The sequence below is a fragment of the Arthrobacter humicola genome, from assembly GCF_039531445.1.
In the GTDB taxonomy this organism is placed as follows: domain Bacteria; phylum Actinomycetota; class Actinomycetes; order Actinomycetales; family Micrococcaceae; genus Arthrobacter; species Arthrobacter humicola.
On the sequence record NZ_BAAAQB010000037.1, the window covers coordinates 156,099 to 183,027 of the forward strand.

At 63.4% G+C, this 26,929-nt stretch carries 23 protein-coding genes; 16 read left to right on the plus strand and 7 right to left on the minus strand.

Features of this window, described 5'->3' with window-relative positions; genetic code table 11:
- Positions 1-241: 241 nt before the first annotated feature.
- From ABD243_RS13795 to ABD243_RS13805, 3 genes are read left to right on the plus strand one after another with little or no spacing between them, the layout of a single operon-like run.
- The gene (locus ABD243_RS13795) at positions 242-1,501 is read left to right on the plus strand and encodes an FAD-binding protein (RefSeq protein WP_425547213.1); all 1,260 of its coding nucleotides are present in this window, start codon (positions 242-244) and stop codon (positions 1,499-1,501) included.
- A 10-nt stretch (positions 1,502-1,511) separates the two neighbouring features.
- Positions 1,512-2,768 carry an ROK family protein gene (locus ABD243_RS13800; protein ID WP_344366776.1) on the plus strand — a complete coding sequence of 419 codons (1,257 nt, stop codon included), beginning with the start codon at positions 1,512-1,514 and terminating at the stop codon, positions 2,766-2,768.
- 17 nt (positions 2,769-2,785) lie between these two features.
- Positions 2,786-3,775, plus strand: a complete 990-nt coding sequence (locus tag ABD243_RS13805) for an aldose 1-epimerase family protein (protein WP_344366778.1) — start codon at positions 2,786-2,788, stop codon at positions 3,773-3,775.
- 133 nt (positions 3,776-3,908) lie between these two features.
- Here the strand turns inward: ABD243_RS13805 and ABD243_RS13810 are convergent, their stop codons facing one another.
- Positions 3,909-4,673 carry a DUF4386 family protein gene (locus ABD243_RS13810; RefSeq protein ID WP_344366780.1) on the minus strand — a complete coding sequence of 255 codons (765 nt, stop codon included), beginning with the start codon at positions 4,671-4,673 and terminating at the stop codon, positions 3,909-3,911.
- Positions 4,674-4,849: 176 nt separating this feature from the next.
- Positions 4,850-5,233: a VOC family protein gene (locus ABD243_RS13815; RefSeq protein ID WP_344366782.1), complete on the minus strand. Its 384-nt coding sequence runs from the start codon at positions 5,231-5,233 to the stop codon at positions 4,850-4,852.
- 945 nt (positions 5,234-6,178) lie between these two features.
- Here ABD243_RS13815 and ABD243_RS13820 point away from each other — a divergent pair.
- The gene (locus ABD243_RS13820) at positions 6,179-7,996 is read left to right on the plus strand and encodes a glycoside hydrolase family 15 protein (protein WP_344366784.1); all 1,818 of its coding nucleotides are present in this window, start codon (positions 6,179-6,181) and stop codon (positions 7,994-7,996) included.
- A 445-nt stretch (positions 7,997-8,441) separates the two neighbouring features.
- Here the strand turns inward: ABD243_RS13820 and ABD243_RS13825 are convergent, their stop codons facing one another.
- Genes ABD243_RS13825 through glmS form a run of 5 tightly spaced genes read right to left on the minus strand, consistent with a single transcriptional unit; the run spans position 8,442 to position 15,096 of the window.
- Complete coding sequence (locus ABD243_RS13825; protein ID WP_344366786.1) at positions 8,442-9,236, minus strand: SDR family NAD(P)-dependent oxidoreductase; 795 nt, start codon at positions 9,234-9,236, stop codon at positions 8,442-8,444.
- 51 nt (positions 9,237-9,287) lie between these two features.
- A complete protein-coding gene (locus tag ABD243_RS13830; protein WP_344366788.1) occupies positions 9,288-10,322 on the minus strand; it encodes an ABC transporter permease in 1,035 nt (344 codons plus the stop codon).
- Positions 10,319-11,869, minus strand: a complete 1,551-nt coding sequence (locus ABD243_RS13835; RefSeq protein ID WP_344366791.1) for a sugar ABC transporter ATP-binding protein — start codon at positions 11,867-11,869, stop codon at positions 10,319-10,321. Before ABD243_RS13835 ends, ABD243_RS13830 begins: the two co-directional genes overlap by 4 nt.
- A gap of 1 nt (position 11,870) precedes the next feature.
- Positions 11,871-13,250 carry a sugar ABC transporter substrate-binding protein gene (locus ABD243_RS13840; protein WP_344366793.1) on the minus strand — a complete coding sequence of 460 codons (1,380 nt, stop codon included), beginning with the start codon at positions 13,248-13,250 and terminating at the stop codon, positions 11,871-11,873.
- The gene (gene glmS / locus ABD243_RS13845; protein WP_344366795.1) at positions 13,207-15,096 is read right to left on the minus strand and encodes a glutamine--fructose-6-phosphate transaminase (isomerizing); all 1,890 of its coding nucleotides are present in this window, start codon (positions 15,094-15,096) and stop codon (positions 13,207-13,209) included. The genes ABD243_RS13840 and glmS overlap by 44 nt, the downstream gene beginning before the upstream one ends.
- A 137-nt stretch (positions 15,097-15,233) precedes the next feature.
- Here glmS and ABD243_RS13850 point away from each other — a divergent pair, with 137 nt between their 5' ends.
- The 12 genes from ABD243_RS13850 to ABD243_RS13905 all read left to right on the plus strand — a co-directional run bounded on the left by ABD243_RS13850 (position 15,234) and on the right by ABD243_RS13905 (position 26,928).
- Positions 15,234-16,289, plus strand: coding sequence for a substrate-binding domain-containing protein (locus ABD243_RS13850; protein ID WP_344366797.1), 1,056 nt, complete (start codon positions 15,234-15,236; stop codon positions 16,287-16,289).
- A gap of 49 nt (positions 16,290-16,338) precedes the next feature.
- Entirely contained in the window at positions 16,339-17,394 is a 1,056-nt protein-coding gene (locus tag ABD243_RS13855) for an ABC transporter permease (protein ID WP_344366800.1), read from the plus strand.
- Entirely contained in the window at positions 17,391-18,230 is an 840-nt protein-coding gene (locus tag ABD243_RS13860; RefSeq protein WP_344366802.1) for an ATP-binding cassette domain-containing protein, read from the plus strand. Before ABD243_RS13855 ends, ABD243_RS13860 begins: the two co-directional genes overlap by 4 nt.
- Positions 18,227-19,141: an MBL fold metallo-hydrolase gene (locus ABD243_RS13865; RefSeq protein ID WP_344366804.1), complete on the plus strand. Its 915-nt coding sequence runs from the start codon at positions 18,227-18,229 to the stop codon at positions 19,139-19,141. Before ABD243_RS13860 ends, ABD243_RS13865 begins: the two co-directional genes overlap by 4 nt.
- Positions 19,131-19,793: a bifunctional 4-hydroxy-2-oxoglutarate aldolase/2-dehydro-3-deoxy-phosphogluconate aldolase gene (eda, locus tag ABD243_RS13870; protein ID WP_116766213.1), complete on the plus strand. Its 663-nt coding sequence runs from the start codon at positions 19,131-19,133 to the stop codon at positions 19,791-19,793. The genes ABD243_RS13865 and eda overlap by 11 nt, the downstream gene beginning before the upstream one ends.
- A 79-nt stretch (positions 19,794-19,872) precedes the next feature.
- Complete coding sequence (locus tag ABD243_RS13875; protein WP_344366806.1) at positions 19,873-20,712, plus strand: SDR family oxidoreductase; 840 nt, start codon at positions 19,873-19,875, stop codon at positions 20,710-20,712.
- Positions 20,713-20,718: 6 nt separating this feature from the next.
- Complete coding sequence (locus ABD243_RS13880) at positions 20,719-21,786, plus strand: galactitol-1-phosphate 5-dehydrogenase (protein ID WP_344366808.1); 1,068 nt, start codon at positions 20,719-20,721, stop codon at positions 21,784-21,786.
- Positions 21,783-22,832 carry a zinc-dependent dehydrogenase gene (locus tag ABD243_RS13885; protein WP_344366810.1) on the plus strand — a complete coding sequence of 350 codons (1,050 nt, stop codon included), beginning with the start codon at positions 21,783-21,785 and terminating at the stop codon, positions 22,830-22,832. Before ABD243_RS13880 ends, ABD243_RS13885 begins: the two co-directional genes overlap by 4 nt.
- Positions 22,833-22,874: 42 nt before the next feature.
- The gene (gene glpK / locus ABD243_RS13890; RefSeq protein ID WP_344366811.1) at positions 22,875-24,404 is read left to right on the plus strand and encodes a glycerol kinase GlpK; all 1,530 of its coding nucleotides are present in this window, start codon (positions 22,875-22,877) and stop codon (positions 24,402-24,404) included.
- Positions 24,405-24,413: 9 nt separating this feature from the next.
- Positions 24,414-25,376 carry a shikimate dehydrogenase family protein gene (locus tag ABD243_RS13895; protein ID WP_344366814.1) on the plus strand — a complete coding sequence of 321 codons (963 nt, stop codon included), beginning with the start codon at positions 24,414-24,416 and terminating at the stop codon, positions 25,374-25,376.
- Positions 25,373-25,963 (plus strand): glucose-6-phosphate isomerase, encoded by a 591-nt coding sequence (locus tag ABD243_RS13900; protein WP_344366816.1) that lies wholly within the window; start codon positions 25,373-25,375, stop codon positions 25,961-25,963. Before ABD243_RS13895 ends, ABD243_RS13900 begins: the two co-directional genes overlap by 4 nt.
- Positions 25,964-25,968: 5 nt before the next feature.
- Positions 25,969-26,928, plus strand: a complete 960-nt coding sequence (locus ABD243_RS13905; RefSeq protein WP_344366818.1) for a phosphoglycerate dehydrogenase — start codon at positions 25,969-25,971, stop codon at positions 26,926-26,928.
- Position 26,929 lies beyond the last annotated feature (1 nt).

Sequence of the window (26,929 nt, forward strand, 5' to 3'; positions counted from 1 at the left end):
CCAGAGGTGTGTGCGGTTACTGAGAAGGGGTGGTTCAAACGAAATTGTTCTAGAGACAAACATATTATGGATTTTAGTGATGTCAACCACTTGACCGAGGCATGGCCGCCGTATTTGTGCCGCACTCTGGCGAATTGCCCGCTCGGCTGTTATGTTGTGAAAAACAGCAAATAAGTGCCAGGCGAGACAGGAACCAGGGCAGCGAGGCTCCCGAATGAAGGATTCAACCGTGATTGATCAGATGGTGACCGAACGCAACTGGGCGGGGAACTACGGCTACCAGGCACCGCGGATCGCCCATCCGGCGAGCATGGCGGAACTGCAGGACTTGGTGGCCGGCACCGGGAAGGTCCGCGCGCTGGGGTCCCGCCATTCCTTCAACGACATTGCGGACACGGCCGGGACCCTGGTGGTGCTGGACCGGCTCGACGCCGGCATCAGCGTCGATCCGCAGAACATGACCGTCACCGTCAGCGGCGGCACGCGCTACGGGACGCTCGCGGCTGAGCTCCATCGCCAGGGCTTTGCCCTTCACAACCTCGCCTCGCTGCCGCACATCTCGGTGGCGGGCGCCGTCGCCACCGCCACGCATGGCTCCGGTGACGGCAACGGCAACCTTGCCACGGCCGTTGCGGAGCTTGAGCTGGTCACCGCCGACGGCACAGTCGTCACGGCCCGGCGCGGCGACGCCGACTTTGACGGCATGGTGGTGGGCCTGGGGGCACTGGGCATCGTCAGCCGCCTGACCCTGGATATCGAACCGAGCTTCGAGATTGCCCAGAGTGTCTTTGAGGGCCTTGACTGGGAACAAGTCCTGGAGAGCTTCGACGACGTGACGTCAGCGGCCTACAGCGTGAGCCTGTTCACCGACTGGAGCGGGCCCACGGTGGGCCAGGCCTGGCTCAAGGACCGCACGGACCACACGGCGTTGCCCGCCGGATTGCAGGAATTCTTCGCCGGCACGCCGGCCACGCAGGCCCGGCACCCGCTGCCCGGCGTGTCCGGCAGCAACTGCACGCAGCAGCTCGGCGTTCCCGGGCCGTGGTCCGACAGGCTCGCGCACTTCCGGATGGAATTCACCCCCAGCCAGGGCGACGAGCTCCAAAGCGAGTACCTGATCCCGCGGGAGCACGCCGTCGACGCCCTCCGCACGATGCGGAACCTCTCGGACATCGTCACTCCCTTGCTCCTGGTCGGGGAAATCCGCACGATCGCGGCCGACCAGCTGTGGCTCAGCCCCAACTACGGCCGAGACGGGATCGGCCTGCACTTCACCTGGCGCCAGGACGAGCCCGCGGTCACGGCAATCCTGCCCCTTCTTGAAGCGGAGCTGGCCCCGTTCGGCGCCCGCCCCCACTGGGGCAAACTGTTCCATGGCGACGCCGCCGCCATCGCCCCGCTGTATCCCCGCTTTGCCGACTTCACCGCGCTGGCCGGACGGCTGGATCCGGCCGGAAAATTCCGCAACGCCTTCCTGGACCGCACGGTGTTCGGGCGCTGATAGTGTCACGATGATGCCTCCACGTACCCATCCCTCGGCCCCGGCAGGCGAGCCGGATCCGTCGCGCCGCAACAACTTGTCGTTGTTGACCTCCCTCGTCCATCACCACGGCGTCCTCAGCCGCGCCCAGCTGACCCGGCACACGGGGCTGAACCGTTCCACGGTCGGCACATTGATCGGACAGCTCACCTCGCTGGGGCTCGTCTTTGAAACGGCGCCCGCCGGCGAGGGTCAGGTGGGCAGGCCCAGTCCCGAGGTCCATCCCAGTCCGTCGATTGCTGCGTTGGCCGTCAATCCGGAAGTCGACGCCGTCACCATCGGCCTGGTCAGCCTCGGCGGGAAGGTCCAAAAGAAGATCCGCTTCGAAACGGAACGGATTCCAAGCGCCCGGGAAGCGGTGAATATCGCAGCGGCCGTCATCGCCGGGATGCGGTCCGAGCTGGATGCCTCCTACCGGATTACCGGCATTGGCATGGCCGTGCCCGGCCTGGTTAACCGCGACGACGGCATCGTGCGGCACGCGCCGCACCTGGGCTGGCGCAATGAGCCGGTCGCCCGGATGCTGAGCGAGGCCACCGGCTACCCGTGTCAGGCCGCCAACGACGCCTCCCTGGGCGCGGAAGCCGAGCTGATTTTCGGCGCCGGCGCCGGTGTTGGAGTTGGTGTTGGTGCCCGGCCGGGCAATCTGATCTACCTCAACGGTGGTGCCAGCGGCGTCGGCGGCGGGATCATCGCGGACGGACAACTGCTCCGGGGGGCCTCCGGCTATGCCGGGGAACTCGGCCACACCTTTGTCCGCTCGGGCGGCACCAGCTGCCACTGCGGTGCCACGGGCTGCCTGGAAACCGAGGTCTCCCAAGGCCGCCTCCTCGAACTGGCCGGCTTGAGCAGCGGCGACACCGCCGACCTCGAAGAAGCCCTCGGGAACAGCAACAGCGCCGAGCTCAGCGACGAAGTCGCACGCCAGCTGACCTATCTGGGCGTAGCCCTGCGCAACGCCGTGAACATTTTCAACCCCGACGCAATCGTCCTTGACGGCTTCCTGGGAACCCTGCACGCGCTGGCCCCGGGGTCGCTGCAGGCAATGCTGCTGTCCCAGGCAATGGACGGCCCCGCTGGACAGGCAAAAATCTACCGCGCAGCCCTCGGCTCCGATCTGATGATGATCGGAGCCGCGGAACTGGCTTTCACCCCATTCCTGGCAGATCCCGCCGGCCTCGGCACACCCGCCGGCACCGTGCCCTCACCCACGTCACAGACAGGCTGACCGTGCAGAATCAGGCAGTGCAGAATCAGGCAGTGCAACACCAGTGCGCGCAGAACCAGCCGGGGCCGCACCACACACGTTCACCGATGGGCGCGCACTTCGAGCTGCAGGCCACGCTGGGAGGCCGCAGCCAAAAAGCCGTCGTGACGGAAATCGCCGCCAGCCTGCGTGCCCTGGAAATCGACGGCGTCGCCCTTGTGCAGGACTATCCCGCCCAGTCCGCTCCGCCGTCGTGCGCCGGCTGGGTCCTGGTGCCGTGGCCCAACCGGGTAGCCGACGGCAAGTGGACCTACGACGGCGTCCCGCAGCAACTGGAGATCACGGAACCGGGCAACGGCAACGCCCTGCACGGCCTGCTATCCGCCGCCGCGTACAGGGTCGCGCACCGGACGCCGGACAGCATCACCCTGACCGTCGACGTCGCGGCCGAACAGGGCTACCCCTTTGAACTCTCGACGGCGGTCTGCTACCGCCTCACCGAGGACGGACTCCTTGTCACCCACAGCCTGACCAATACCGGCAGCCGGGCCGCCCCGGTCGCCGTCGGGGCACATCCCTTCCTCCGGCTGGGTGCCGTGCCGACCGAGGACCTGACGCTCGTCATCAATGCCGACACCCACATCGAAGTCGACCACCGGCTAAATCCGACCGGCGCCACCACGGCTGTCCACGGAACCCGCCACGACTTCCGGGCGGGGCAACTAGTGGGCGCCGTCGCCCTCGACGATGCGTGGGGCAACGTCCGCAGGGAACCCGACGGCAGCTCGCTGCACTATCTGGAGACCCCCGACGGCAGCCAGGTGCAATTGTTCATGGATGCGTCCTTCGGCTACATCCAGGCATTCACCACCGGCGTCTTCCCCGGCGAAGACGGCCCGGTCACTGCGGTGGCCGTGGAACCGATGACGGCTCCGGCCGACGCCTTCAACAGCGGCGAGGGGTTGCGCTGGCTGGCCCCCGGCGAGACCTGGGACCTCAGCTGGGGTATCCGCTACCGGCAGCCCTGATCCAGGGAGCCGATGTCGGCTGCGCTTCCGGCTCCCACGCGCGAATTCGCCGGAAACTTGCGAATTCGCCGGAACTTTCCGGCGAACGGGCAGCTTTCCGGCGACTTCGGCCGTGAGTGGCCCGTTACCCGCGTCATATGTCCCCCGACGGCACATCGTTGCCAAACCACGCGCTGAGCAGCAACCACACGGTCCACACCAGCATCAGGACAATGCCTGCCAGCGTGGGAATGGTGTTGGCCGGGGAGAAGCCTTCGGCCCCGATGATCCAGCCCTGGGCGAGGTACGCGATGCCGGAGAGCGCCATGAGGTAGCCGATCAGCCGGGAGACGCGGCGTGCTCTGACAACCACGGCGCCGGTCAGGAACAGGGCCGTGCCCAGCATGAAGCTCTGGTAGCTGCGCATGCCCCACTCCAGCCACCGGATACCCTCGGCGGTCGCGAACCGGGCAGCCTTCTCCGGTTCCGCCGCGGCAGCCCACGCGTCCACGGCATGCTTGAGGGCGACCCCGTCGACGGCTTGGAGCGCGGCATACAGTGCCAGTGCCGCGACCGCCGCCACCGCGCCGAACCGGGCCGTCCAGGCCATGGCCCCGTCCGGCGTTTTCAGGACCACCAGCAGGACCAGCAGCCCCGAGATGAGAAGCGCCATGCCGACGAACTGGCCGAGATGGACGGCCGTCCAGATGCCGCTGCGGGCGTACTCCGCGAACGTCGCAGGGTGGTCGTTCGCGCTGGCCGAATCGGCGTGGAACAGCCCGGCAACCACGGATACCACGAAACCGGCAAACGCCAAGGTGGCGGCGAGGCGCAATGAGCCACGGTGCGGTGACAGGCGCCCCGGTTCGGCCGGAGCCGCCGGAGGGCTGTGGCTGTCTTCTGTTCCGAACTTCTTCATGGGCACCGCCCGCTTCGTGCCGACGCGCAGGTGCGCGCTGTATTCGCCTAAGCGCAGGCTACGCCGGTCACGCCCGCGATGCCACGGCTCGTTGCTGCCGCGCACTTTGCCAGCGCAGGCCCGGAACTTCTCACCGTCGTTACTCTGGCACTCGCAAACTCGATAAGCCCGGCCTGTTAACGGCTGGGGGTGTCCTTCAGCGGGATTTCCTGAATCACCCAGCGGTTGCCGTCGGGGTCACTGAAATACGCGAAGGCAAACCCGCCCATGTCTTGGGCCTCACTGACGGGCGCGCCTCGTTGGAGCAGCTCGCTCCGCGTGGCAGCCATGTCCGTCACGACCAGTTGGAGACCTTCCAAGCTACCGGGAACCATGCTGGTCATCCCGGTTCCGATGACAATGGAGGCTGCCGAGCCGGGCGGGGTGAGCTGGACGACGCGCATTCCGGGTATGTGTTCGACGTCGTGATCCAGCACGAAGCCGAGCTTCTCAGTGTAAAAGGCCTTGGCCCGGTCCACGTCTGAGACGGGTATCTGGACGACCTCGAGGCGGAGTTCCATGACCGCTACCCTACGGCACAACCGGGCACCGGTGTCCAGGGCTCTTCATCGATCTTGCGGTCCCCGTTGCAGGAGTCGAAGGCTCCCACGTCCATTCCGTGCGGATCGAATCCGGCGACGGCGGGGCGGCCCGCCGCCGTCCTCCGCGGGGCGCGGCTAGCCAACGTTCTGCGCGGCAAGCCGTACTTTGATCCGCTCCGAGGCATCGAGAAGTGATGCCTCGTTGATGGAAGCGGCCGCGCCGGCGTCGTTGCCTCGCGCAGCCGTGATCAAGCCCTGTTTATACCGCCACAGGGAGTCATCGCCTGCAGTATCCAAGGAACCCCGAGGCGTGATCTCTCGATCTACGCCCTCGATGACTACTCCCGCACCAAACACGTGATGCACAACCGCGGGCGCTGACTCCGGGAAGCACGGTCTCACGGGAAGGACCAAGTCGTTGAAGACCTGCCCGGTTTCCTGCCGAGCAGGTCTTCAACGGGAAATTTCTTCCCAAAAAGATAAAGGGGTGGAAAATTCCTGCTATGATGATGAGTAGCACCACACCGACATCACGCTCGGCGGTCAGGAAGTCTCAGGGCTGAAGGCGTCAGGATGATGCGGCCCGGGCAAAGCCTACCCGCTCGAACACCATGGAAGGGAACGACGACATGACTCGCGAAGAAGCCTTCGCACATTGCCCCTCTGACTCCTATGTGGAGTTCTACGGGAACCAATGGCTCATCATTCCGTTTGCGCGCGTCGTACAGCCAGCCTTCTTCGACTGCACTCCAGGACTTCGACTCACCCGCGCCTGAGATGCTCCCGGGAATGAAGCAAACTACTGCGTGACCTACTGCCCCTACGGCCCGATGCTCGGCACAGACGGAACAAACCCGGTGGAATTCGAGAGGCGGGCAACGACAGGGCCTATCTGGATTCCGTCCCGTCGTGATTGAGTGAAGCATGGCCGCACCGATAGAAGATTATGCGCTGCTATCCGATCTTCACACCGGACCTCTTGTTTCCCTGCAAGGCAGCGTGGATTGGCTGTGTTTCCCTCGTTTCGACTCGCCGTCGGTGTTTGCCGCCCTACTCGGGAGCGAGGAACACGGCCGATGGCTGTTGGCGCCGAGCCCGCCAGAGGCCGTCGTGATTGATCGTCACTATGTGGACTCGACGTTCGTACTCCAGACAACGTGGCAGACCGACACCGGACGGGTGTTGGTGACGGAATTCATGCCCGTTGGTGACCGACGTTCGCGTCTTGTCCGTCGCGTGACAGGACTGAGCGGGACCGTCCTCATGCGCCAGGAGATAAGAATCCGACCCCAATACGCCACCGTGTTGCCCTGGGTAAGCCGGGTCCTTGATAGCGCGGCGGTTCGGGGTGCGGAGATACTGCTGGCCATGTCGGGTCCGGACGCGCTCGCCTTACGGGGAGACTACCTTCCGATGGCCGAAGGTCACCGGCATGCCGGGGAGTTTACGGTTGCACAGGGGCAGACCGTGGACTTCGAACTGACATGGTTCCCCTCACACGAGGATGTGCCGGCGGCCATCGATGTCGATGCTGCCCTCGAACTCGCAGTGGACTACTGGACCACCTGGGCCGGCAATTGCCGCGATGACGGCAAATACGGCGGGGCAGTGAAGCGGTCACTGCTGGTGCTGCGTGCGCTCACCCACTATGAGACCGGCGGCATTGTCGCGGCGCCCACCACTTCCCTGCCTGAAGATTTTGGGGGTACGCGCAATTGGGACTACCGCTACTGTTGGCTGCGCGACGCGTCCTTGACGTTGGAGGCCATGTTGACGCATGGCTATGAGACCGAGGCCCTCAAGTGGCGTAACTGGCTTTTGCGGGCCCTCGCCGGCGATCCCGAGGACCTGCAAATAATGTACGGTGTGGGGGGCGAACGGGACCTGACGGAAAAGGAGCTGCCCCACCTTCCCGGATACCGGAATGCCAGACCGGTGCGAATCGGTAACGCTGCCGTATCCCAGTACCAGGCCGATGTGGTCGGCGAAGTGATGGTGGCTCTTGAAAGACTTCGTCTCGCCGGGGGCAAAGAGGATCATTTCTCCTGGGCACTTCAGCGGGCGCTGCTTGGATCCGTGGAAAATCACCTCGCGGATAAAGACTTCGGCCTGTGGGAAGTGCGTGGCGATGCCCAATATTTCACCCACTCCAGAGTCATGATGTGGGCTGCCTTTGACAGCGGGGTGAGGGCCGTTCGGGACCACGGACTGCCGGGTCCTGTGGAGCAGTGGGAGAGACTCCGTGAGAACTTGGCCGCGGAAGTCGTCGATCTCGGATTCAACCGGGACCTCAACTCGTTCACGCAAACCTACGGCGGCCAGCAGACCGACGCCGCCCTGCTGGCCTTGCCGCAGGTTGGCTTCCTGGCCTATGACGATGAGCGCATGCTCAGCACCGTCGCCCAGCTCGAAAGGGAGCTGCTCACCGCGGAGGGACTGCTGCTGCGCTACCGCACTGAGACGGGCGTTGACGGATTGGAACCGGGTGAGCATCCATTCCTCGCGTGTTCCTTCTGGCTGGTGGAACAGTACGCTCGCTCGGGCCGCCGGACCGACGCCGGGAACCTGATGGACATGCTGGTGGGACTCTCCAACGACCTCGGCCTGCTCAGCGAAGAATACTCAATGAAGGACAATCGGATGGCGGGAAACTTTCCCCAAGCCTTCTCCCACCTGACCCTGGTGCGGGCCGCAGACGCCATGCACGGCGTCGACCGTCTAAGCCTCCAACCGAAGCATTGAACCATTGGGCAGGCCGACTCAATGCGGGTTCGTTACTGCAGGTACCTGAAGACGCCGTAACTATACGAGACGACGGGACAGGCCCACCCGTGAGGTTTCGCGCCGAAAAATGCCCGGCTCCCGTGCCTGGAGGTGTCTCGAAAGAAGGCGCGCGAGCCGCAGCCAAGGCATACGAGGTGGCTTCTGTGGCGCATCCTCCAGTCCTTAGGTTTGGCCGCGAAATCCTGGGCGTCCCATTCCTTCCCGTCCAGCAAACACAATGCCCGCTTCACGGTCTTGCCTGCACGCGATTAGTTGGTGAAATGGCCCTCTTGGAACATAGATCATACGGCCCGCAAGTCACGCCAGGACCGGGCGTGGAGAGGGCCGGCGCTGTGCCATGGGTTCCCTCTCCACGCCTCTGTACCTGTCGCCCTCCACAGTTGCGTTGGGCGTTCACTGCGGCTTAGAAGATCGCGCGCCGGGTGCCGCCATCAACGGACACAGCGGCACCCACAGTCGCGGAGGCCTGGGGTGAGCTGAGATAAACGACCAAGTTGGCGACTTCGTCTGTCGTGGCCGCGCGTCGCAGCAACGATGTGGGCCTGTGTTCCCGTACGAAATCATCTGTCTGCGCCTGGGCGGAGAGCTGGGAATCTCCCCCCATCTTCACGACAAAATCGGAGACGCCTTCTGAGAATGTCGGTCCGGGCAGGACAGAGTTGACGGTGACGCCGGTCCCGGCAGTCAGTTCCGCCAGCCCGCGGGAAATGCCCAGCTGCATCGTTTTTGTTGCGCCGTAGTGCATCATCTCGGGCGGAATCTGCAACGCTGATTCGCTCGAGATGAATACAACGCGGCCCCAGCCGTCCTTCATCATCCCGGGGAGATACTGACGGGCCGTCCGAATTCCGGTGAGGACGTTGACTTCGAAATACCGGATCCATTCGTCGTCATCGATGTCGAAGAACGACTTCGGCTCAAAGATGCCCAGATTGTTGATCAGGATGTCCACGGCAGGGAGCGCACTGAAGAGTTTGGCAGTTCCCTCCTTTGTGCAGAGGTCAACCGCAAGCGGTGTGAGTCGTCCCGGCAGGTTGAGGTTGTTTACGGCCTGGGCAGCCTTCTCCACCCGCTCCTGATTGCGACCCGTGATTGTCACGGTGGCTCCCGCTGCAGCGAGACCCTTGGCGATGGCCAGGCCTATCCCCTGGCTGGACCCTGTTACCAGGGCTTTCTTGCCCGCAAGATTGATGTTCATGTGATTCGCCTTCTCGTTGATGTGGTGGTTTCTTGGGCTTTCATGCCCGGCTTAGGTGGCCTCGCCGCGCAGGAGCCGGGTGGCGGCGACGGCGGCGATGAGGGCAGTACCGGTGAACAACGGTTCAATCCAGAACGGCGCGCCAATGAGGGCCAGTCCCGTGGTGCCCACCTGGAGAGTGATAACGGCAACAATGGTCCCCCAGACATTAAACGTTCCGGGGATGAATGCGGTGGCGCCGAGGAAGACTGCGGCATAGGCCGGCAGCAACATCGGTGGCCCCACTGTAGGGCTGCCGCTCCCGAGGATTCCTGCCTGGATGACGCCGGCGATGCCGGCCAGGGCGCCTGCGCCGGCGAAGGCGCCGATTGTGAGCCGGGGTACCGCGATCCCCGAGAGCCGTGCGGCGTCCCGTGACCCCCCAATGGCGTAAAGAAACCGCCCTGCAGGTGTCTGCGACAGTATGTACCAGAGGATCAGTCCAATGGCCGCCGCGGCGAGCACGGGCAACGGAATGCCAAGAAGGTTGCCTTGTCCCAGCTCTGTGAGCTCCTTGGGGATGTTCTCATAGAAGACGTTGCCGAGCGTGTAGGCGCCAATCAGCCCCGTGAGGATTGTACTCATGCCAATGGTCACGATGAATGAATTGATCCCGGCCTTGCTGACCAGCAGTCCATTGATGAGGCCGACGGCGGTGCAAGCCGCAACGGCGATGATGATGGCAGGGACCGCCGGCACGCCCTGCTGGGATGTCAGGCCGGTGACGAGAATCAGTCCAAGGCCCAGGTTGGCGGCGACGGAGAGATCAAGTTCACCGACGATGAGCGGCAGGAGGAGTCCAATTGCCAGAATCGTCAGAACCGCCTGAAGATTCAGCACCGTCTTGAGATTGTCAACAGTCGCAAATGTCTCGGGGGCCGCAACGGAGAAAACGACAATCAACAGCACCAGGAGCAGCGGCAGTGCTATCCGGGCAAAGAACAACGACAGAGGTTCGTTGGGCCGTCTGTTCATCAAACGCTTCCCGGTTTTCCGGGGGTCGCTGGTCGGCGGTGTTGCGGACGTCGGGTCTAGGGTCGAAGTCATTGTGTTGTTTCCTTAGTTCTTTCACCGTCGAAGTACATCGACTGTGTGACCTTGCCGGCGGTCAGGCCTGTGGTTGATTCGTCGGCGACGATCCGTCCGCGCCGGAGAGTGAGGATCCGATGACTGAGGGCAATCATCTGCTCGATCTCGGAGGAGATCAACAGGACCGCGGCCCCCCGTTCCGCCGCACTGCTAATGAGGTCGAATATTTCCGCCCGCGCACCAATGTCCACTCCTTGGACAGGTTCGTCAAAGATGACAATGTCGGGATTGGTCTCTAACCATTTGGCGATGACGACTTTTTGCTGGTTTCCCCCGGAGAGCACCCGGAACAGCCTGCCGGACGAAGCCGGCCTGACGTCGTAGTCGCGGATCTGTTGCGATACCCATTGCCGTTCCGCGGCTTTGGACAGCCTGACGCCGTGCCAGAACCGGCCGATTGATGGCATTGTGAGGTTCTCTCCGACGCTCATGTCGAGCACCCCGCCGTCCCGACGCCGGTTCTCCGGGATTAGGGCAATCTTCCGCGCCACCGCATCCCGGGGCGTCCTGAACCGACACTCTTTGCCCTGGACACTGATAGTGCCGCTCACGGGTTCCTGCGCACCAAAGAGAATCCGGGCCAGTTCGCTCCGGCCTGATCCCAGCATTCCTGCGATCCCGATGATTTCTCCCGCCCCGACTTTGAACGAGACGTCCCGGAGCCGTTTTCCGGATATGCCGCGGACGTCCATGAGCTCTCGTCCGGTGGACTGTGGCCCATGTGCGCGGGTGACGGCCTCCACCTCTCGTCCAACGATCAGCCGAACGAGGCTGTCCCGGTCGGTATCGGCTATGTCGACCGTTTCCACGTTCCGGCCATCGCGCAGGATGGTCGCCCTGTCGGCAAATGCGGACAACTCTTCGAGTTTGTGGGTGACGTATAGGACGGCCACGCCCCTGTCCATGACTCGTCGGACTGCTTTGAACAGCAGCTCGGCTTCCGAGTCGGGCAGAGCAGCCGTAGGTTCGTCTAGGACGAGGATCTTGGCCCCTTCGCCGGCCGAGCTCAGCGCGCGCGCTATGGCGACAATGGTCTGTTGGGCGATCGGGAGACGGCCGACCGGCGTGTCGGGGTCAAGATCCGGGTGCCCGAGAAGCACCAGCTCTGCGATGGTGTTTTCTCGCATCCGGGACCACGGGATCCTTGAGAAGAGCCCAGTCCCGTATCGTCTTGAGGCTTCGAAATTCTCGGTGATGGAAAGATTCGGAATAAGACCCAGGTCCTGGTGAACGAACACCAAACCCATGGCCGCGGCCTGGGCGGGTTCGAACGGAAGGGTGACAGGCACACCGTCCAGAGTCATTTCGGCGCCTTCGTCCGGGTGATGGAAACCGGCAAGGCACTTGATGAGCGTGGACTTTCCGCAGCCGTTCTGGCCGAGGAGTGCGTGTACTTCACCCGAGCGCAGCTCGAGGTTCACGGCGTCGAGGGCCTTTTGCCCCACGAACGTCTTGGACAGCCCCCGCACCGTGAGCACAGTGCGGGGCGAATCGGAAGTCGTCATGTCAGCTGACCTTCCACAGTCCCTTGTAAAGGCCCACCGCGTCGAAGTCTCCATCCCAGCCGCCGGAGGCCGGGGCATTCTCGGCGGTGACGAGTTTGCCAGTGACGCCCTGGTCCTGGGGCTTCTGGCCGCTGAAGATCCTGTTCAGATTGTCCACCTGGCCATAGCCGGCACGGCCGAAGGCAAATCCGATGGAGGCCGCCTGGAACCCGCCCTTGCGGATCATCTCTGTGTTGGCGACGTCCGCGTCCACGGAAATCCCGAAAGCCTTCTTGGAGTCAGCCAGTCCGGCCTGCTGCAGACCCTGGGAGAAGAACAGCATGGCCGCGTCGAATCCTGCAAACAGCACGTTGTATCGGGGGTTGCTGCGCGCGAGCTGGGCCACCCGTCCGGGGGCCACGGTGCTGATTTCACCTGCCAGGAAGGAACTTTCCGCGACCTGCTCGCAGCCGGCTCCGGCGGCTTTGCAGTCATCGATGAACTGCTTAAGCCCACTCACCCGGGCCTTGACGGTGTCGAACTCCGGATCCGTCAGGACGATGAATTTGGGGGCCGAGTTGAAGCGCTTACGGGCTTCGAGGAAAGCGAACTCACCGAGCAGATAGCCCGCCTTGTTGTTAGCGTCCAGGGCGGGAATCAATGACTCGTACAGATCATCCTTGTTACCGCACATGTTGCAGGTGACTGCGATGCCTGCGTCTCGCGCGGACTTGATATCTCCTTGGACTGCAGCGGCGTCGATGGACGTCAGTGCGATGGCATCGACTTTCCGCGAAACTGCCCGCTGAATAGCGGCAGAGATCTTGGTGCTGTCGCTTGCGGGGTCGTCAATGGTCGCATCCCAGCCAAGGAGCCGTGAGGCTTCCTGCGTTGAACGGGCCGGTCGGGCGCACCCTTCCACGGCCATGGAACAGGGGATGATCACGATCTTCTTGGCCCCGGTGGAGAGCGATGCGCTGGCCGGGACGGGGTTGGTCGTTGGGGTCTGCGGCGCGGTTGCTGCCGCGACATCAGCGGTGACCTTGGTTGTAAACGCTGCCGAAGCGGCGGAATTCGTCTGTGATGTCTGACTGGATTGCGCGGACCCGCAGGCGGTGGTCAGCAGCATGAGACAGGCAAGCAAGGCCACGGCCGCGCTCCCCCGTTTGTGGTTTCTCCGTTGAAACATGTTGGGCCTCTCTGAATGCCATTGCAGTGGCTGGCGGCAGTATTTCGGTGGCCGGGACCAGTTGGGGACGCAATGGGTCTTGCCCTCATTGGCAATAGCATCAAGGTAGCAGGAATTTCCCACCATAACTAGATATTTGGTAGGAATTTCTACACCTTGGCCGAGCGTGTCATTCCACAGTGACGGACTTCGCGAGATTTCGGGGCTGATCAATGTCCAGCCCCTTGGCGCCGGCCAGGCTTGCTGCAAAGAGCTGCAGCGGGATGGCGGTCAGCAGGGGCGCCAGCAGGGGGCTGGACGCCGGCACGGTCAGCAACGCATCCGCCGTGGTCGCGGCATCACCCTCCTCCCCGACGGCGATGACCCGCCCCCCGCGCGCCTTGATTTCTTGGATTGTGGACATCATCTTCGCGTGCAGGACCGGGCTCGCGGCCGGCGAAGGCATGATGACCACGACAGCCTGGCCCGGCTCGATGAGGGCAATCGGGCCATGCTTGAGCTCGCCGGCGGCGAAGCCTTCGGCGTGGATGTAGGCGAGCTCCTTGAGCTTTAGGGCCCCTTCCATGGCAACCGGGTGCCCGACATGCCTACCAATGAAGAGCACTGATGTCACGTCGGCCATTGATGCGGCGAGAGCTTCGATTTGGCCTGCGCCCGCCAGCACACTCTGTACCCTTCCTGGTATGCCGGCCAGTTCCCGTGCTGCGGCTGAGATTTCCGTCGGATCGCCGGAGCCCCGCATCTGGGCGAGATATAAAGCGAGCAGCAGTGTGGCTGTCACTTGGGTCAGGAACGCCTTTGTCGAGGCTACAGCCACCTCGGGTCCTGCGTGCGTGTAGAGCACCCCGTCGGCTTCACGGGGAATAGTGGCGCCGACGGTGTTGCAGATCGCGAGGACCGTCGCACCCTGTTCCCGCGCGTATCGAACGGCCATCAGGGTGTCCATCGTTTCGCCGGATTGCGAGATGGCAATCACGAGCGTGCGGTCGTCAACCAGTGGGCTCCGGTAGCGGAACTCGTGCGCTAGATCGACTTCAACGGGTATGCGGCACCAGCGTTCGAGCGCGTATTTGGCAATTTGGCCCCCGTAGGAGGCCGTGCCGCAGGCCACGATGACGATCTTTTGAATCCTCGCCAGTGCTTTGTCGCTGATTCCAAGCTCCCCCAGCGAAACTGCTCCGTCAGAGCCAAGCCGGCCACTGAGGGTGCGGCGGACGGCTTCGGGTTGCTCGTGGATCTCCTTGGCCATGAACGAAGAGTGGCCATCTTTGGTGGCTGCCGCGGCCTCCCATTCGACGGTGAATTCGTTCCCCACAGCGGGTCGGCCGCTGAAGTCGGTGATGACTACCGCATCCGCCGTGAGGGTGACAACCTGGTCCTGTCCGAGTTCGACGGCGCGGCGCGTGAAATCGATGAATCCAGAGACGTCCGATCCCAGGAAATTCTCACCGTCACCAAGGCCCACCACGAGAGGGGAATCCCTGCGGGCAGCCACGATAAGGCCTGGGTGGTCGGCATGCACCGCAAGGATAGTGAAGGACCCCTCCAGCTCCTGGCATGTCCGGCGCATCGCAGCGGCAAGAGGGCCGTCGCCGGCCCGATCCCCATCCAGGCTGCGGTAGTTATCCGCCAGAAGGGCCGCCGCAACCTCGGAATCGGTCTCCGAACGGAACACGTGGCCCCGGGCTGCCAGCCGGCTCCGCAAAAGTGAATCGTTCTCGATGATCCCGTTATGTATGACGGCGAGCCGGCCATCGTCAGCCTGATGCGGGTGGGCGTTTACATCGGTCGGCGCCCCGTGCGTCGCCCACCGGGTGTGCCCAATGCCTACCGCTGCTGCCGGCAGGGGCTCCGCTTTCACGAGTGCCGCGAGGTTCGCCAGCTTTCCGGCCTTCTTGCGCACATGAACGCTCCCCCCGGCCAGGACCGCGACTCCTGCGGAGTCGTACCCCCTGTATTCCAGGCGTCGAAGGCCCTCGAGGACCACACTTACCGCCAAGCTCGTCACCCCGGCCTCAGCCGATCCCACCCTGCCTGCATATCCCACAATTCCACACATAAGAACGACCCTACGTGAGGTTGGAACTTTCTTCCAAAAGTTATTGCACGGTTGAAAATTTCTGCTACTGTAGTGACCAACAGCACCCCGAAGTTCAGAGTGGCGACGCTCGTGGACGCGAGAAAGGCTCTTGAAGAATGTTGTCCCGTACACAAAGGCGTGCACCGAAGATCAAAACCGCGGTGGCCATCCTGATCGCGGCCGGACTCGCCATCGGAGCTTCAGGATGTTCCGGAGCCTCAGGCAGTTCCAAACCTCTCGTCGGGCTCATCACCAAAACCGACGACAACCCGTATTACGTCAAGATGCGCGAAGGTGCCCAGCAGAAGGCAGCGGAACTCGGCTTCGAGCTGCAGGCGCTGTCCGGCCAGGGCCAGAGTGACAATGACTCCCAGGTCAAAGCGATAGAAAATCTGATCGCCCGGGGAGCGAAGGGCATCATGATCGCCCCTTCCGACTCCGAAGCCATCCTTCCCGCCATCAAGAAGGCACGCGATGCCGGAGTCTTTGTCGCCGTGCTGGATTCCCCCACCAATCCGGCCTCGGCCGCAGACGCAACCTACGCCACGGACAATTTCCAGGCCGGAGTACTCATCGGGAAGTGGGCCGCCACCCAGTTCAGCGGCAAGCAGGCCCGCATCGCCATGCTGGATCTGAGCCCCGCCCAGGTCGCCGTCGACGTCCAAAGAGACCAAGGATTCCTCCAGGGGTTCGGCATCGACGTCGCCGACAAGTCCAAGATCGGCGACGAGTCAGACTCCCGCATCGTCGGCCACGAAGTCACCAACGCCAACGAAGCTGGCGGCCGGACCGCCATGGAGAAGCTCCTCCAGCGTGACCGGAGCATCAACCTCGTGTACACCATCAACGAGCCGGCCGCTGCTGGCGCGTTCGAATCCATCAAGGCCGCGGGCCTTGAGAACAAAGTGACAGTGGTCTCCATCGACGGCGGCTGCCCCGGAGTCAAGGACGTCAAAGCCGGAGCCATCGGAGCCACGTCAATGCAGTTTCCCCTGAAGATGGCCGGTGACGCGCTTCAGGCCATCAGCGCCTACATCAAGGATGGCACCAGGCCTGCAACCAGCCAGGGCTTGGACTTCACCAACACGGGCGTGACGCTCATCAGCGACAAGCCCGCCGCCGGAGTCGACTCCAAGGACACGGCCTGGGGTCTGGCGAACTGCTGGGGATGAGCCCCATTCCCCCAGGACACCACCTCTTTGAACAGCGAAGGTACACACAATGAAGTCCGTATCACCACCGCCAACTGCGCCGGCACCCCCGCGCCGGGTCGGGGAACGCCTCGTCGACCAGCCGCAAGTCCCGCTCTTGGGCCGCATCCAGCGGGCCATGCACGCCCACCCATTGCTGGGGCCGACTGCCGTGCTGATCCTCGCCTGCATCTTCTTCACCATCGCGGTCGGACCCCGTTTCATCGAGCCCCTGAACATCTCCCTGATCCTGCAACAGGTCCAGATCATCGGCATGGTCGGCATCGCACAGACCCTGATCATCCTGACCGGAGGCATTGACCTGTCCGTGGCGGCAGCCATGGTCTTCAGCACCGTGATCGCTGGCAAGCTGGCCGCCGAAGCAGGCACTCCCCCGCTGCTGGCGCTGCTCCTGGCTCTGTTGACCGGTGCAGTGTGCGGATCCCTCAACGGCGCCCTGGTCACCCGGTTCCGGGTACCGCCCTTCATTGCGACCCTCGGCACCCTCAGCATCTTTACCGCCCTTAACCTCTATGTCTCCGGCAGCCAGACGATCAAGGCAAATGCACTGCCTGACCTGCTCCTGTGGCCCGGCCAGACGTTTCATGTTCTGGGGGCGCCGGTAACGTTTGGCTCGGTCCTCGTCCTGGCAGCCTTCATCGTCGTCAGCTACATCCTCCGGCGCACCGCCTGGGGCGAACACATCTACGCCGTCGGAGACAACGCCGAAGGCGCACGCCTGAGCGGTATCCGCACCAGCAGGGTGCTCATAAGCGTCTACATCGTCGCCGGCGTCGTCTGCGCCATTGCCGGATGGCTTCTCATCGGGCGCGTCGGCTCCGTCAGCCCGTTCTCCGGAGAAGGCGTAAACCTTGCCAGCATCACAGCCGTCGTCATCGGAGGCACCAGTCTCTTCGGCGGCCGCGGACACGTGCTCGGCACACTGCTAGGCGCCCTGATCATCGGGGTGTTCAGCAACGGTCTGACACTCACAGGCGTGGACGTGCTCTGGCAGGTCTTCACCACAGGCGTCCTGGTCATCGTGGCCGTCGGCCTTGACCAGTGGACACGAAAGGTCGCAGGATGACAACGACAAGCAACCCCGCACGGACCCGGCAGATCACGCCAATCCTCTCCGCCCGGAACCTGGTCAAACGCTACGGGCACGTCACCGCACTTGCCGGAGCGGACCTGACCCTGTACCCCGGAGAAGTCCTCGCCGTGATCGGAGACAACGGCGCCGGGAAATCATCCCTCATCAAATGCCTGTCCGGCGCAGTGGTGCCCGACGAAGGAGAAATCAGGGTCAAAGGAAAACCCGAACGGTTCCGCACCCCGCTTGATGCCAGGTCAGCAGGAATCGAAACCGTCTACCAGCACCTTGCTTTGGCCCCAGCCCGGGACATAGCGGCCAATGTCTTCCTGGGCCGGGAGCTCCGCAAGCCGGGACCCCTTGGATGGGGACTGCGGATGCTGGACCGCAAGACCATGCGCCAGGAAACGGCGAAGATCCTCGGCGACCTCGGTCTGTTGACGCTCCAGAACATCGGCCAGGCCGTGGAAACACTATCGGGCGGTCAACGCCAGGGCGTCGCCGTCGCTCGCGCAGCAGCGTTCGGAAGCCGCGTCATCATCATGGATGAACCCACAGCCGCGCTGGGCGTGAAGGAATCAGCCAAAGTCCTCAACCTCATCGCCGAGATCAGAGACCGGGGAATTCCAGTCATCCTCATCAGCCACGACATGCCGCACGTCTTCGAAGTAGCCGACAGAATCCACATTCAGAGGCTCGGCCGGCGGATCGCTTGCGTGCAGAAGACCGAGATCACGATGAACGACGCCGTCTCCCTCATGACCGGAGCCCAGACACCCCCGGAAGACCATGATCCCGAAACCATCCCCGAGCGGCTGGTGAGGCAATGAATTCCCAGCCCATCATTCGCACCCTGGCAGACGGACCCGGTCTGGGCTACCTTACCAAGGCAGCCACACCATCCGAGGACATCAAATTCTGGTGGCTGGGCCAGGCGGGATTTGCACTCGAACATGTCGGACGCAGGGTACTTCTGGACCCCTACCTCTCGGACAGCCTCGCCACCAAGTACGCCGGCACCATATTCCCCCACACCCGTCTCCACCCAGTGCCCGTGGACCCCTCAGAAATCCAAGGGGTCAGCGCAGTACTTCACAGCCACGCCCACACCGACCACCTGGACCCGGCTACCGTTCAGGCGCTCCAGACGCGGAACAGCCCCCGGTTCATTGCCCCGAGGGCGCGTGCCCAGATCGCCCTGGACCGCCACGTCCCGGCCAGCTCATTCACACCGGTCACGGCCGGTGACCGGGTCGAACTGGCCCCGGACATCACGGTCACCGCAGTTCCCGCCGCACACGAAACACTCGAAACCGACGAGCACGGGGATTCGGTGTTCCTGGGCTACGTCATCGACATCGCCGGATTCCGGATCTACCACTCAGGCGACTGCGTCCCCTACGAAGGCCAGTCCCAACTGCTCCGTCAGCACGGCGTGGATCTGGCATTGCTGCCCATCAACGGCCGCGACAGCCACCGGCTGACAAACGGCGTACCCGGAAACTTCACGGTTGAAGAAGCCATCGGGCTGTGTTTGGCAGCGCGCATACCCGCCATGGTGGGGCACCACTTCGGACTCTTCGACTTCAACACCATCAACCCCGACGATGCCGCCGCCGAATTTGCCCGCACTGCGGGAGATCTTCAGTGGACGGTCCCGACCGTCGGACGACCCTACAGCGTCACCGTACCCAGGACAGACGCTGTCCTGCAGGAAGAGAGCATCAGTCATGAACGCTGAGGATCTGGAAGATACGCTTCGCCGGCTCGCCATTGTTCCCGTCATTGAGATCGAATATGCCGACGACGCTATCCCGCTCGGCCGGACGCTGGTCGAAGCCGGTCTTCCCATCGCGGAAGTCACCTTCAGAACGGATGCGGCCGCCGAAGCAATTGCCCGCATGGTCGAGAACGTCCCCGGGCTTCTGGTGGGAGCCGGCACCGTACTGTCCGAAGAGGACGTGGACGCCGCCGCAGACGCCGGCGCGCACTTCATCGTCTCTCCCGGCCTCAACGCCGCCGTCGTCCGGCGCGCCCGGGAACGTTTCGTGCCGATCATTCCCGGCGTCACATCGCCGACGGAAATTGAGGCAGCCAGGTCCCTTGGGCTGCGACTGCTGAAACTCTTCCCGGCCGAGGCCATAGGAGGCATCCGGCTGGTCCGGGCGCTCAGCGCACCGTACCCGGACGTGTCCTTCATGCCGACCGGAGGAATCACGCCCGAGACGGTCACAGCCTGGCTGGGACAGCCTTCCGTCGTCGCGTGTGGCGGCTCCTGGATCGCGACCCGCGACGCCGTCGCGGGCCGTCGCTGGGAAGAAATACGCACCAACGCCGCGCAGGCTGCCGAACTCGCCGCCGACGCGATCCGATCCCACGCGGCATCATCGTAACGGCCGCCGCGTCCCGCCGGGTCACGGCCCTACCCCAACACTTTTCTGCAAGTTCCATCATCCAAGAGGAGAAAACAAAATGAGCGAAACATACATCCCCCAGCCCGGAGTTGCCTTGGCCGGCAAAGTCGCCGTCATCAGCGGAGCAGCGTCCGGAATCGGCGAGGCCGTTGCCCGGATCTTCGCCGCCAACGAAAGCAAGGTCCTGCTCGTGGACATCGACGAAGAACGACTGGAAAAGGTTACCGCCAGCATCCGCGGCTACGGCCGGGGAGAAGTGCACTCCATCCTCGCCGACGTCACCGACGAACAGTCCGTCATCGACCTCTTTGCCTGGGCCAAGAACACGTGGGGCAGCGTTGACCTCATCGTCAACAGCGCCGGACGCGACTCCCTGGCCCCACCGGTAGTGGACGTCACCCTTGACGAGTGGAACAAGACGATGACCCCGAACCTGACGGCCGTGTTCCTGATGTGCCGGGAGGCCTTCAGGATCATGGAAAAGCAGGAAAACGGCGGACGCATCATCAACATGGGTTCGTCCTCTGCGCGCGTCGCGTCGGGACCCGGGCACAGCCCGTACCGCGCCTCCAAGCACGGCCTGATGGGCTTTAGCAAGAACATCTTGCTCGAAGGCAAGGACAAGAAGATCGGCGTCACCGTCATCAACCCGTCCCACGTCAAGACCCCGATGACCGAAATCATCGACAAGGGCCTCTACGACGGCGACGTCCCCGCCTACATCGACGGCTGGCTTGACGAGAAGGAACTCAACGAAGGCATCCACGCCAGCTGCATCGAGGTGGACAACGTCGCCGAAATCACCCTGTTCGTGGCAACGCGGACCCCCGACGTCACCATCCCGCAGATCGCGCTCTACCCGACGCATAAGGCCCACCGCTACGGCATGGAGGTCTAAGACACCATGAAAGCTGCCATCCTTAACGGACTCAACGATCTGGAATACGCGGACATCCCGGATCCAGACCCGGTCGGGGACAACCCCGTGCTGGTGCGTGTCGGCGCCGTCGGAGTCTGCGGATCCGATGTGCTCCGTTACGGGCACGGCAAGGCGTATCACTACCCCCTGGTGCTCGGACATGAGTTTTCGGCCATCGTCGAGGAAGCCCCGCACAGCCCCGGCCTTACGCCGGGGGACCGCGCGGCGGTCTTTCCGCTGCTGCACAGGCACGATGACCCGATGTCCGAGATCGGCGAATATGCGCTGGGCACCGGATACGACTACTTCGGCTCCCGCAGGCACGGTGCCATGTCCGAGAGGATGTGGGTGCCAGAGCGCAGCATCTTCCGCGTTCCAAACGACATGCCCCTCACCCACGCGGCCATGGTGGAACCTGCCGGAGTTGCCCTGCACGCCATGCTGAAGGTGGAGATCCCCACCCATGCCACGGCCCTGGTGATTGGAGCCGGCCCCATCGGCGCCCTCGCCGCGCAGTGGCTGCGGATTCTGGGCTGTTCCCGTGTCCTGGTGGCCGATATCGACGACCGTAAGCTGGAGATCATGACCGGCCTCGGCTTCGAGACTCTCGATGCCAAAACGGGTGACACGGCCGAACTTGCCAAGACAGCCACCGGCGGGTGGGGTCCGCAGATCGCCGTCGAGGCGACTGGAAATCCGAACGCGCTGGTCCAGGCGATCGACGCAGCGTCAGTCCAGGGGCAGGTGGTCCTTCTCGGGGACCTGAGCGGGGACCTGCATCTGGCCAAGGCCGCCGTCTCCTCGCTCCTGCGGCGGGAATTGCGGCTCTACGGGACGTGGAACGCCAAAGTTGTGCCCAAGGGCCGCAGCGAATGGGACATGGTCATCGCCCATCTGGGCCGCGATCTCCACGTGGACGAACTGATCAGCCATGTCCTGCCCCTCGAGGCGGCGCCCGCAACATTCAGGAAGCTCACCGACCGGGCAATCTGGTACAACAAAGTGCTCTTCGCTGTTTCGGACGAGGCGCAGGCGGAGGTGCGGACCCAGTGAAAGCAGCACGCCTCCATTCCCCGGGCAAGATCACAGTCGACGAAATTCCGACCCCAATTGCGGGAGTTAGCGACATCGTCATCAAAGTCCAGGCAGCGTCAATTTGCGGAACTGACCGGCGGATCGCCGCCAACGGGCACTTCAAACTGCAGGACGGCACCCCACGCGTGCTCGGCCACGAATTTGCCGGGGAAATCACCGAGGCAGGCAGTGAAGTCGTGGGCTACGCCGTGGGTGACCGGGTCAGCGTCACGCCGAACGTCGGCTGCGGGCGATGCGCGAACTGCCTCGTGGGCTTGAATAACATGTGTCCCTCCTACGAAGCCTTCGGCATCACCATGGACGGCGGCTTCCAGGAATACGTGCGCATACCCGGCTTCGCCATCAACCGGGGCAACGTGTTCCACTTGCCCGGGAGCGTGACGTACGCAGAAGCGGCCCTAGTGGAACCACTTTCGTGCTGCTACAACGCTGTCAGCAAGCTAGGCGTGGGGCCCAGCACCACGGTGTTGATCATGGGCGCCGGACCCATCGGCGCCTGCCACGTCATGCTGAGCAAACTCTACGGTGCCGGGAAAATCATCGTCTCAAACAACAGGCAGCCGCGTCTGGACTTCGCTGCATCCGTCGGGGCCGACGTACTGGTCAACCTCACCGAACGCGACCTTGCCACCGTGGTGGATGAAGAGACCGGAGGCCGTGGCATAGACGTTGCCCTGACGTGCGTGTCCAAACCCGAAGTGCAGGCGCAGGCGGTCCAGCTGCTGGCCACCCACGGACGCGTGAACTTCTTTGCAGGACTCGGTAAGGCACAGACCGTGCCGCTGGACACCAACAGGGTCCACTACCAGGGCCTGACACTCACGGGGACGACAGGGTCAAGCAACTCCGATTATGCCGAATCCCTTCGGCTCGTCGGAGAGCGCCGCCTGGACCTCTCGCCACTGGTCAGCCAGACATTCACACTGGATGACATCGAGAAGGCCATGGCCTACGCAGGATCGGGCCAAGGGATGAAAGCCATGATCCTTTTCGAATCGAATTAACGCGTTGCACCAACCCGCAACGCGCACAGAAATGGATCGGCGATGACGACGAAGTACATCATGGCGCTGGATGCCGGGACAACCGGCATCCGGGCAATAATTTACAACTCAGACGTGGAGATCGTAGGCGAAGCCAGCCAGGAATTCACCCAGATATACCCCAAGCCGGGGTGGGTGGAACACGACCCCATGGAAATCTGGAACACCCAACTCGCCGTGGCCCGCCGCGCGCTACTGGGGGCCAACATCGACCCGCACGACATCGGTGCCATCGGCGTGACTAACCAACGCGAAACAACAGTCATCTGGGACCGGGGCACCGGCAAACCCATCATGAACGCCATCGTCTGGCAGGACCGGCGAACAGCAGGCGCGTGTGACGGTCTAAAGGAGAAGGGCCTGGAGGATCATGTCCGCTCCACAACGGGCCTGGTCATAGACGCCTACTTCTCCGGTACCAAGATTGCGTGGATGCTGGACCATGTACCTGGTGCACGAGTCCGGGCAGAGGCCGGCGAACTGTGCTTCGGCACCATCGATAGCTGGCTCATCTGGAACCTGACCGCCGGGGCAGCGCACGTCACGGACTACTCCAACGCTGCCCGGACGATGCTGTTCAACATCAACACGCTGGACTGGGACGACAAACTGCTCACCGAGATCGGCGTACCCCGGCTCATCCTTCCCGAAGTGCGTCCCAGCAGCGAGATCTACGGATACACCTGCGACGGAATCTTCGCCGGTGCCCACATCCCGGTCGCCGCGGCCATCGGCGACCAACAGGCAGCGTTGTTCGGCCAGGCGTGTTTCGACCGCGGAATGGTCAAGGCCACCTACGGCACGGGTGCCAGCCTGGTCATGAACACCGGAGACAAGCCCGTCAGCTCGGCAAATGGCATGCTGACCACGATTGCCTGGGGTATCGGCGGCAAGGTCGAGTATGCGCTCGAAGGACTGATCTTCGTGGCAGCGGCGTCAATCCAATGGCTGCGGGATGAGTTGCGGGTCATCTACGACGCGGCCGACAGCGAATACGCTGCGATGCGGGTCGAGGATTCCGGCGGGGTGTATGTTGTACCCGCGTTCACCGGCCTGGCTGCACCCTACTGGGATCCGTATGCCCGCGGGGCGATCCTCGGACTGACGAGGGGATCGAGCCGGAACCACATTATCCGGGCCACCCTGGAATCCATCGCGTTCCAGATCAAGGACGTGATTAATTGCATGGAAGCCGACGCCGGTCTCCCCGTCTCGGAAATCCGGGTCGACGGTGGGGCTGTGCGCAACAACTTCCTCATGCAGTTCCAGGCCGACATGGTGAACGTCCCGGTCCTTCGTCCACGCCAGGTGGAATCGACCGCGCGAGGTGCTGCGCTTCTCGCGGGCCTGGCCTGCGGATTCTGGAACAGCCAGGACGAACTGCGGGACACGTTTGCGCTCGACCGGGCCTTTGTTCCGGACATGTCAGAAGAAAAGCGCTCGGCCCTGTACGCCGGCTGGCAGAAGGCCGTCGCCCGCGCCTGCGACTGGGAAGAACACGAATCCACCACCCCACCGACCACCACACTCTAGGAGCGCCCTGTGACGCTACTGCCCGCCGTCGAACCGACGATGTACTTCATCGGTGTCACGACGAACAAATCCTCCATCATGAAAGTCTTCCCGGCCTGGGCCAAAGAGCTCGGCCTGAATGCGACCCTCAAAGGCATTGATCTGCCGTTGGGCGCGCCACGGGAGGCCTACCGGGACGTCGTCGGTTTCCTGAAATCCGACCCGATGTCGCTCGGGGCACTGGTAACGACCCACAAATTGGACATTGTCAGCGCTGCCCGCGACCTCTTCGACGACTTTGGCCCCGATGCGCAGCTCTTGCACGAGATCAGCAGCATCAGCAAACGGTCCCCGCACCTCTGGGGCAACGCCATGGACGCCGTCACCAGCGGCCTGTCTCTGGAAGCCATCCTTCCCGAAAACTACTGGAAAGACTCGCCGGCAGACCTGGTATTGCTCGGCGCCGGCGGGTCCTCCCTGGCACTCACCCTGTACCTGCACCAGCGCGCCGCCGCTGGCCTCCCCGGTCCCAAGAAAATCATTGTCACCAACCGCCGGAGTCTGCGGCTCGAGGAAATGCGGGAAATGCACGTCAGGATCAGCAGCACGCTGCCGATCACGTACGTCCAGGCAACGGACGAATCGACCAACGACGACGTCGTTGCCAACGCGTCTCCCGGATCCCTGATCATCAACGCCACCGGACTGGGCAAAGACCGTCCTGGTTCGCCGCTGACCGACAGCGTCACCTTCCCCCAGGGAGCCATCGCCTGGGATTTCAACTACCGCGGCGATCTGGTCTTCCTGGACCAGGCCCGGGCGCAACAACCGGAGCAACAGGTCCGGGTGGAGGACGGCTGGGTCTACTTCATCCACGGCTGGACCCGCGTGATCGCCGACGTATTCAACATCGACATTCCCACCCGGGGAGCGGACTTTGACCGCCTCTCCGATATTGCCCACACCGTATCCCAGAAGGAGAACCTCTCATGAACACCACCCCCGCAACGACTGTCGAAGCAGTCGTCACCGACTTCAACGTGGTCACCGGACTGTCAAAAAGCAAAGCCCCCCTGCAGCGCCGCCTCTCCGCCATGGCCGAGATGTACGCCGACCAGGAGGCCGCCACCGCTCAGCTCACCAAGGAGGACGTGCTCGTGTACGAGTTCTTCGACATGGGGGTCCCATCCACCAGCGGCGACGTGGCATACGGAACAAGCATCACGTATCCGGGAAAGGTGGGCGATGAGTACCACATGACCAAGGGACACTTCCATGAAGTCCTGGACACGGCGGAAATCTACTACTGCCTGAGCGGACGCGGTTACATGCTTATGGAAAACCCTGAAGGCGACTGGCAGGCGGCCGAATTCACCCCGGGCCAGGCGGTCTACGTCCCGCGCCGCTACGCCCACCGCAGCATCAATGTGTCCGATACCGAGCCGCTCGTAACTTTCTTCGCCTTCCCCGGACACGCCGGCCACGACTACGGGACCATCGAAACCAAGGGATTCCGCAAGCTGTGCGTCGAAAGCGACGGCAAGCCGGAGTTCATTGACAATCCCCGTTGGCAGGCCTGAGCTCCATGCCGCCAACTGGAACGACAACCACCGGCCGTAAGGGCCGCATCGCAGTGACCCCCCGCTCACTTTCGGGCGGGGGACACCCGGCCCTCAGGCTGCTGGAAGACGCCGGATACGATCTCGTGTTTCCGGCCCCCGGCGCCGTACCCAGTGAGGAACAAATCCGGTCCTCCCTAAGTGACTGTGTCGGCTATCTAGCCGGGACCGAAGTCCTTTCCGGCGCGTTGCTGGAAGAACTTCCGAACCTTCGGGCCATCTCCCGGAACGGCGTGGGCGTTGACTCCATCGACCAGGAGGCAGCTGCTCGTCTTGGCATAAGTGTCGTCACGGCGCCGGGAACAAATTCCCAGGGAGTCGCGGAACTAACGATCGCGCTCATGCTGGCCAGCTGCCGCAGTATCCCTTGGCATGACACGCAACTGAAATCAGGGGATTGGAAGCGCCGGCAGGGCCGCGAAATCTCCGGCCAGGTTCTGGGTGTCATCGGGTGCGGACAGATAGGCCGCCGGGTGGCCTCCCTGGCTTTGGGGCTGGGGATGAAAGTGCTGGCGTTCGATGAATACCCCTTGGCATCCTTCAATCCGTCTCCCGATTTCTCCTGGGCGCCATTGGAGACTGTCCTGTCAGCAAGCCAGATCATATCGCTTCATATGCCGCCGGCAGGCCTCCCTGTCCTTGGCGCCGAGGCGATAGGGCTGCTCCGGGACGGCGCCATCGTTATCAATACTGCCAGGGCGTCGCTCATAGACGACGCAGCAATGCTGCAAGGTCTGGACTCCGGACGGGTGGACACTCTCGCCACCGACGTATTTAGCGCGGAACCGCCTGCACCGAGCAAATTGATTTCGCATCCGAGGGTCATCACCACCCCGCACATCGGTGGATACACTAGGGAAAGCGTGGATCGAGCCACCGAAGCCGCGGTGGAAAACCTGCTGAACGCGCTGGCCACATCGCCCTAGA

Excerpts from the sequence above, each read along its gene's own strand:
- ABD243_RS13795 (WP_425547213.1), top strand. The coding sequence starts at position 242 with ATGGTGACCGAACGCAACTGGGCGGGGAACTACGGCTACCAGGCACCG.
- ABD243_RS13800 (WP_344366776.1), top strand. The coding sequence starts at position 1,512 with ATGATGCCTCCACGTACCCATCCCTCGGCCCCGGCAGGCGAGCCGGAT.
- ABD243_RS13810 (WP_344366780.1), bottom strand. The coding sequence starts at position 4,673 with ATGAAGAAGTTCGGAACAGAAGACAGCCACAGCCCTCCGGCGGCTCCG.
- ABD243_RS13815 (WP_344366782.1), bottom strand. The coding sequence starts at position 5,233 with ATGGAACTCCGCCTCGAGGTCGTCCAGATACCCGTCTCAGACGTGGAC.
- ABD243_RS13820 (WP_344366784.1), top strand. The coding sequence starts at position 6,179 with ATGGCCGCACCGATAGAAGATTATGCGCTGCTATCCGATCTTCACACC.
- ABD243_RS13825 (WP_344366786.1), bottom strand. The coding sequence starts at position 9,236 with ATGAACATCAATCTTGCGGGCAAGAAAGCCCTGGTAACAGGGTCCAGC.
- ABD243_RS13830 (WP_344366788.1), bottom strand. The coding sequence starts at position 10,322 with ATGACTTCGACCCTAGACCCGACGTCCGCAACACCGCCGACCAGCGAC.
- ABD243_RS13835 (WP_344366791.1), bottom strand. The coding sequence starts at position 11,869 with ATGACGACTTCCGATTCGCCCCGCACTGTGCTCACGGTGCGGGGGCTG.
- glmS (WP_344366795.1), bottom strand. The coding sequence starts at position 15,096 with ATGTGTGGAATTGTGGGATATGCAGGCAGGGTGGGATCGGCTGAGGCC.
- ABD243_RS13850 (WP_344366797.1), top strand. The coding sequence starts at position 15,234 with ATGTTGTCCCGTACACAAAGGCGTGCACCGAAGATCAAAACCGCGGTG.
- ABD243_RS13855 (WP_344366800.1), top strand. The coding sequence starts at position 16,339 with ATGAAGTCCGTATCACCACCGCCAACTGCGCCGGCACCCCCGCGCCGG.
- ABD243_RS13860 (WP_344366802.1), top strand. The coding sequence starts at position 17,391 with ATGACAACGACAAGCAACCCCGCACGGACCCGGCAGATCACGCCAATC.
- ABD243_RS13865 (WP_344366804.1), top strand. The coding sequence starts at position 18,227 with ATGAATTCCCAGCCCATCATTCGCACCCTGGCAGACGGACCCGGTCTG.
- eda (WP_116766213.1), top strand. The coding sequence starts at position 19,131 with ATGAACGCTGAGGATCTGGAAGATACGCTTCGCCGGCTCGCCATTGTT.
- ABD243_RS13875 (WP_344366806.1), top strand. The coding sequence starts at position 19,873 with ATGAGCGAAACATACATCCCCCAGCCCGGAGTTGCCTTGGCCGGCAAA.
- ABD243_RS13880 (WP_344366808.1), top strand. The coding sequence starts at position 20,719 with ATGAAAGCTGCCATCCTTAACGGACTCAACGATCTGGAATACGCGGAC.
- glpK (WP_344366811.1), top strand. The coding sequence starts at position 22,875 with ATGACGACGAAGTACATCATGGCGCTGGATGCCGGGACAACCGGCATC.
- ABD243_RS13900 (WP_344366816.1), top strand. The coding sequence starts at position 25,373 with ATGAACACCACCCCCGCAACGACTGTCGAAGCAGTCGTCACCGACTTC.
- ABD243_RS13905 (WP_344366818.1), top strand. The coding sequence starts at position 25,969 with ATGCCGCCAACTGGAACGACAACCACCGGCCGTAAGGGCCGCATCGCA.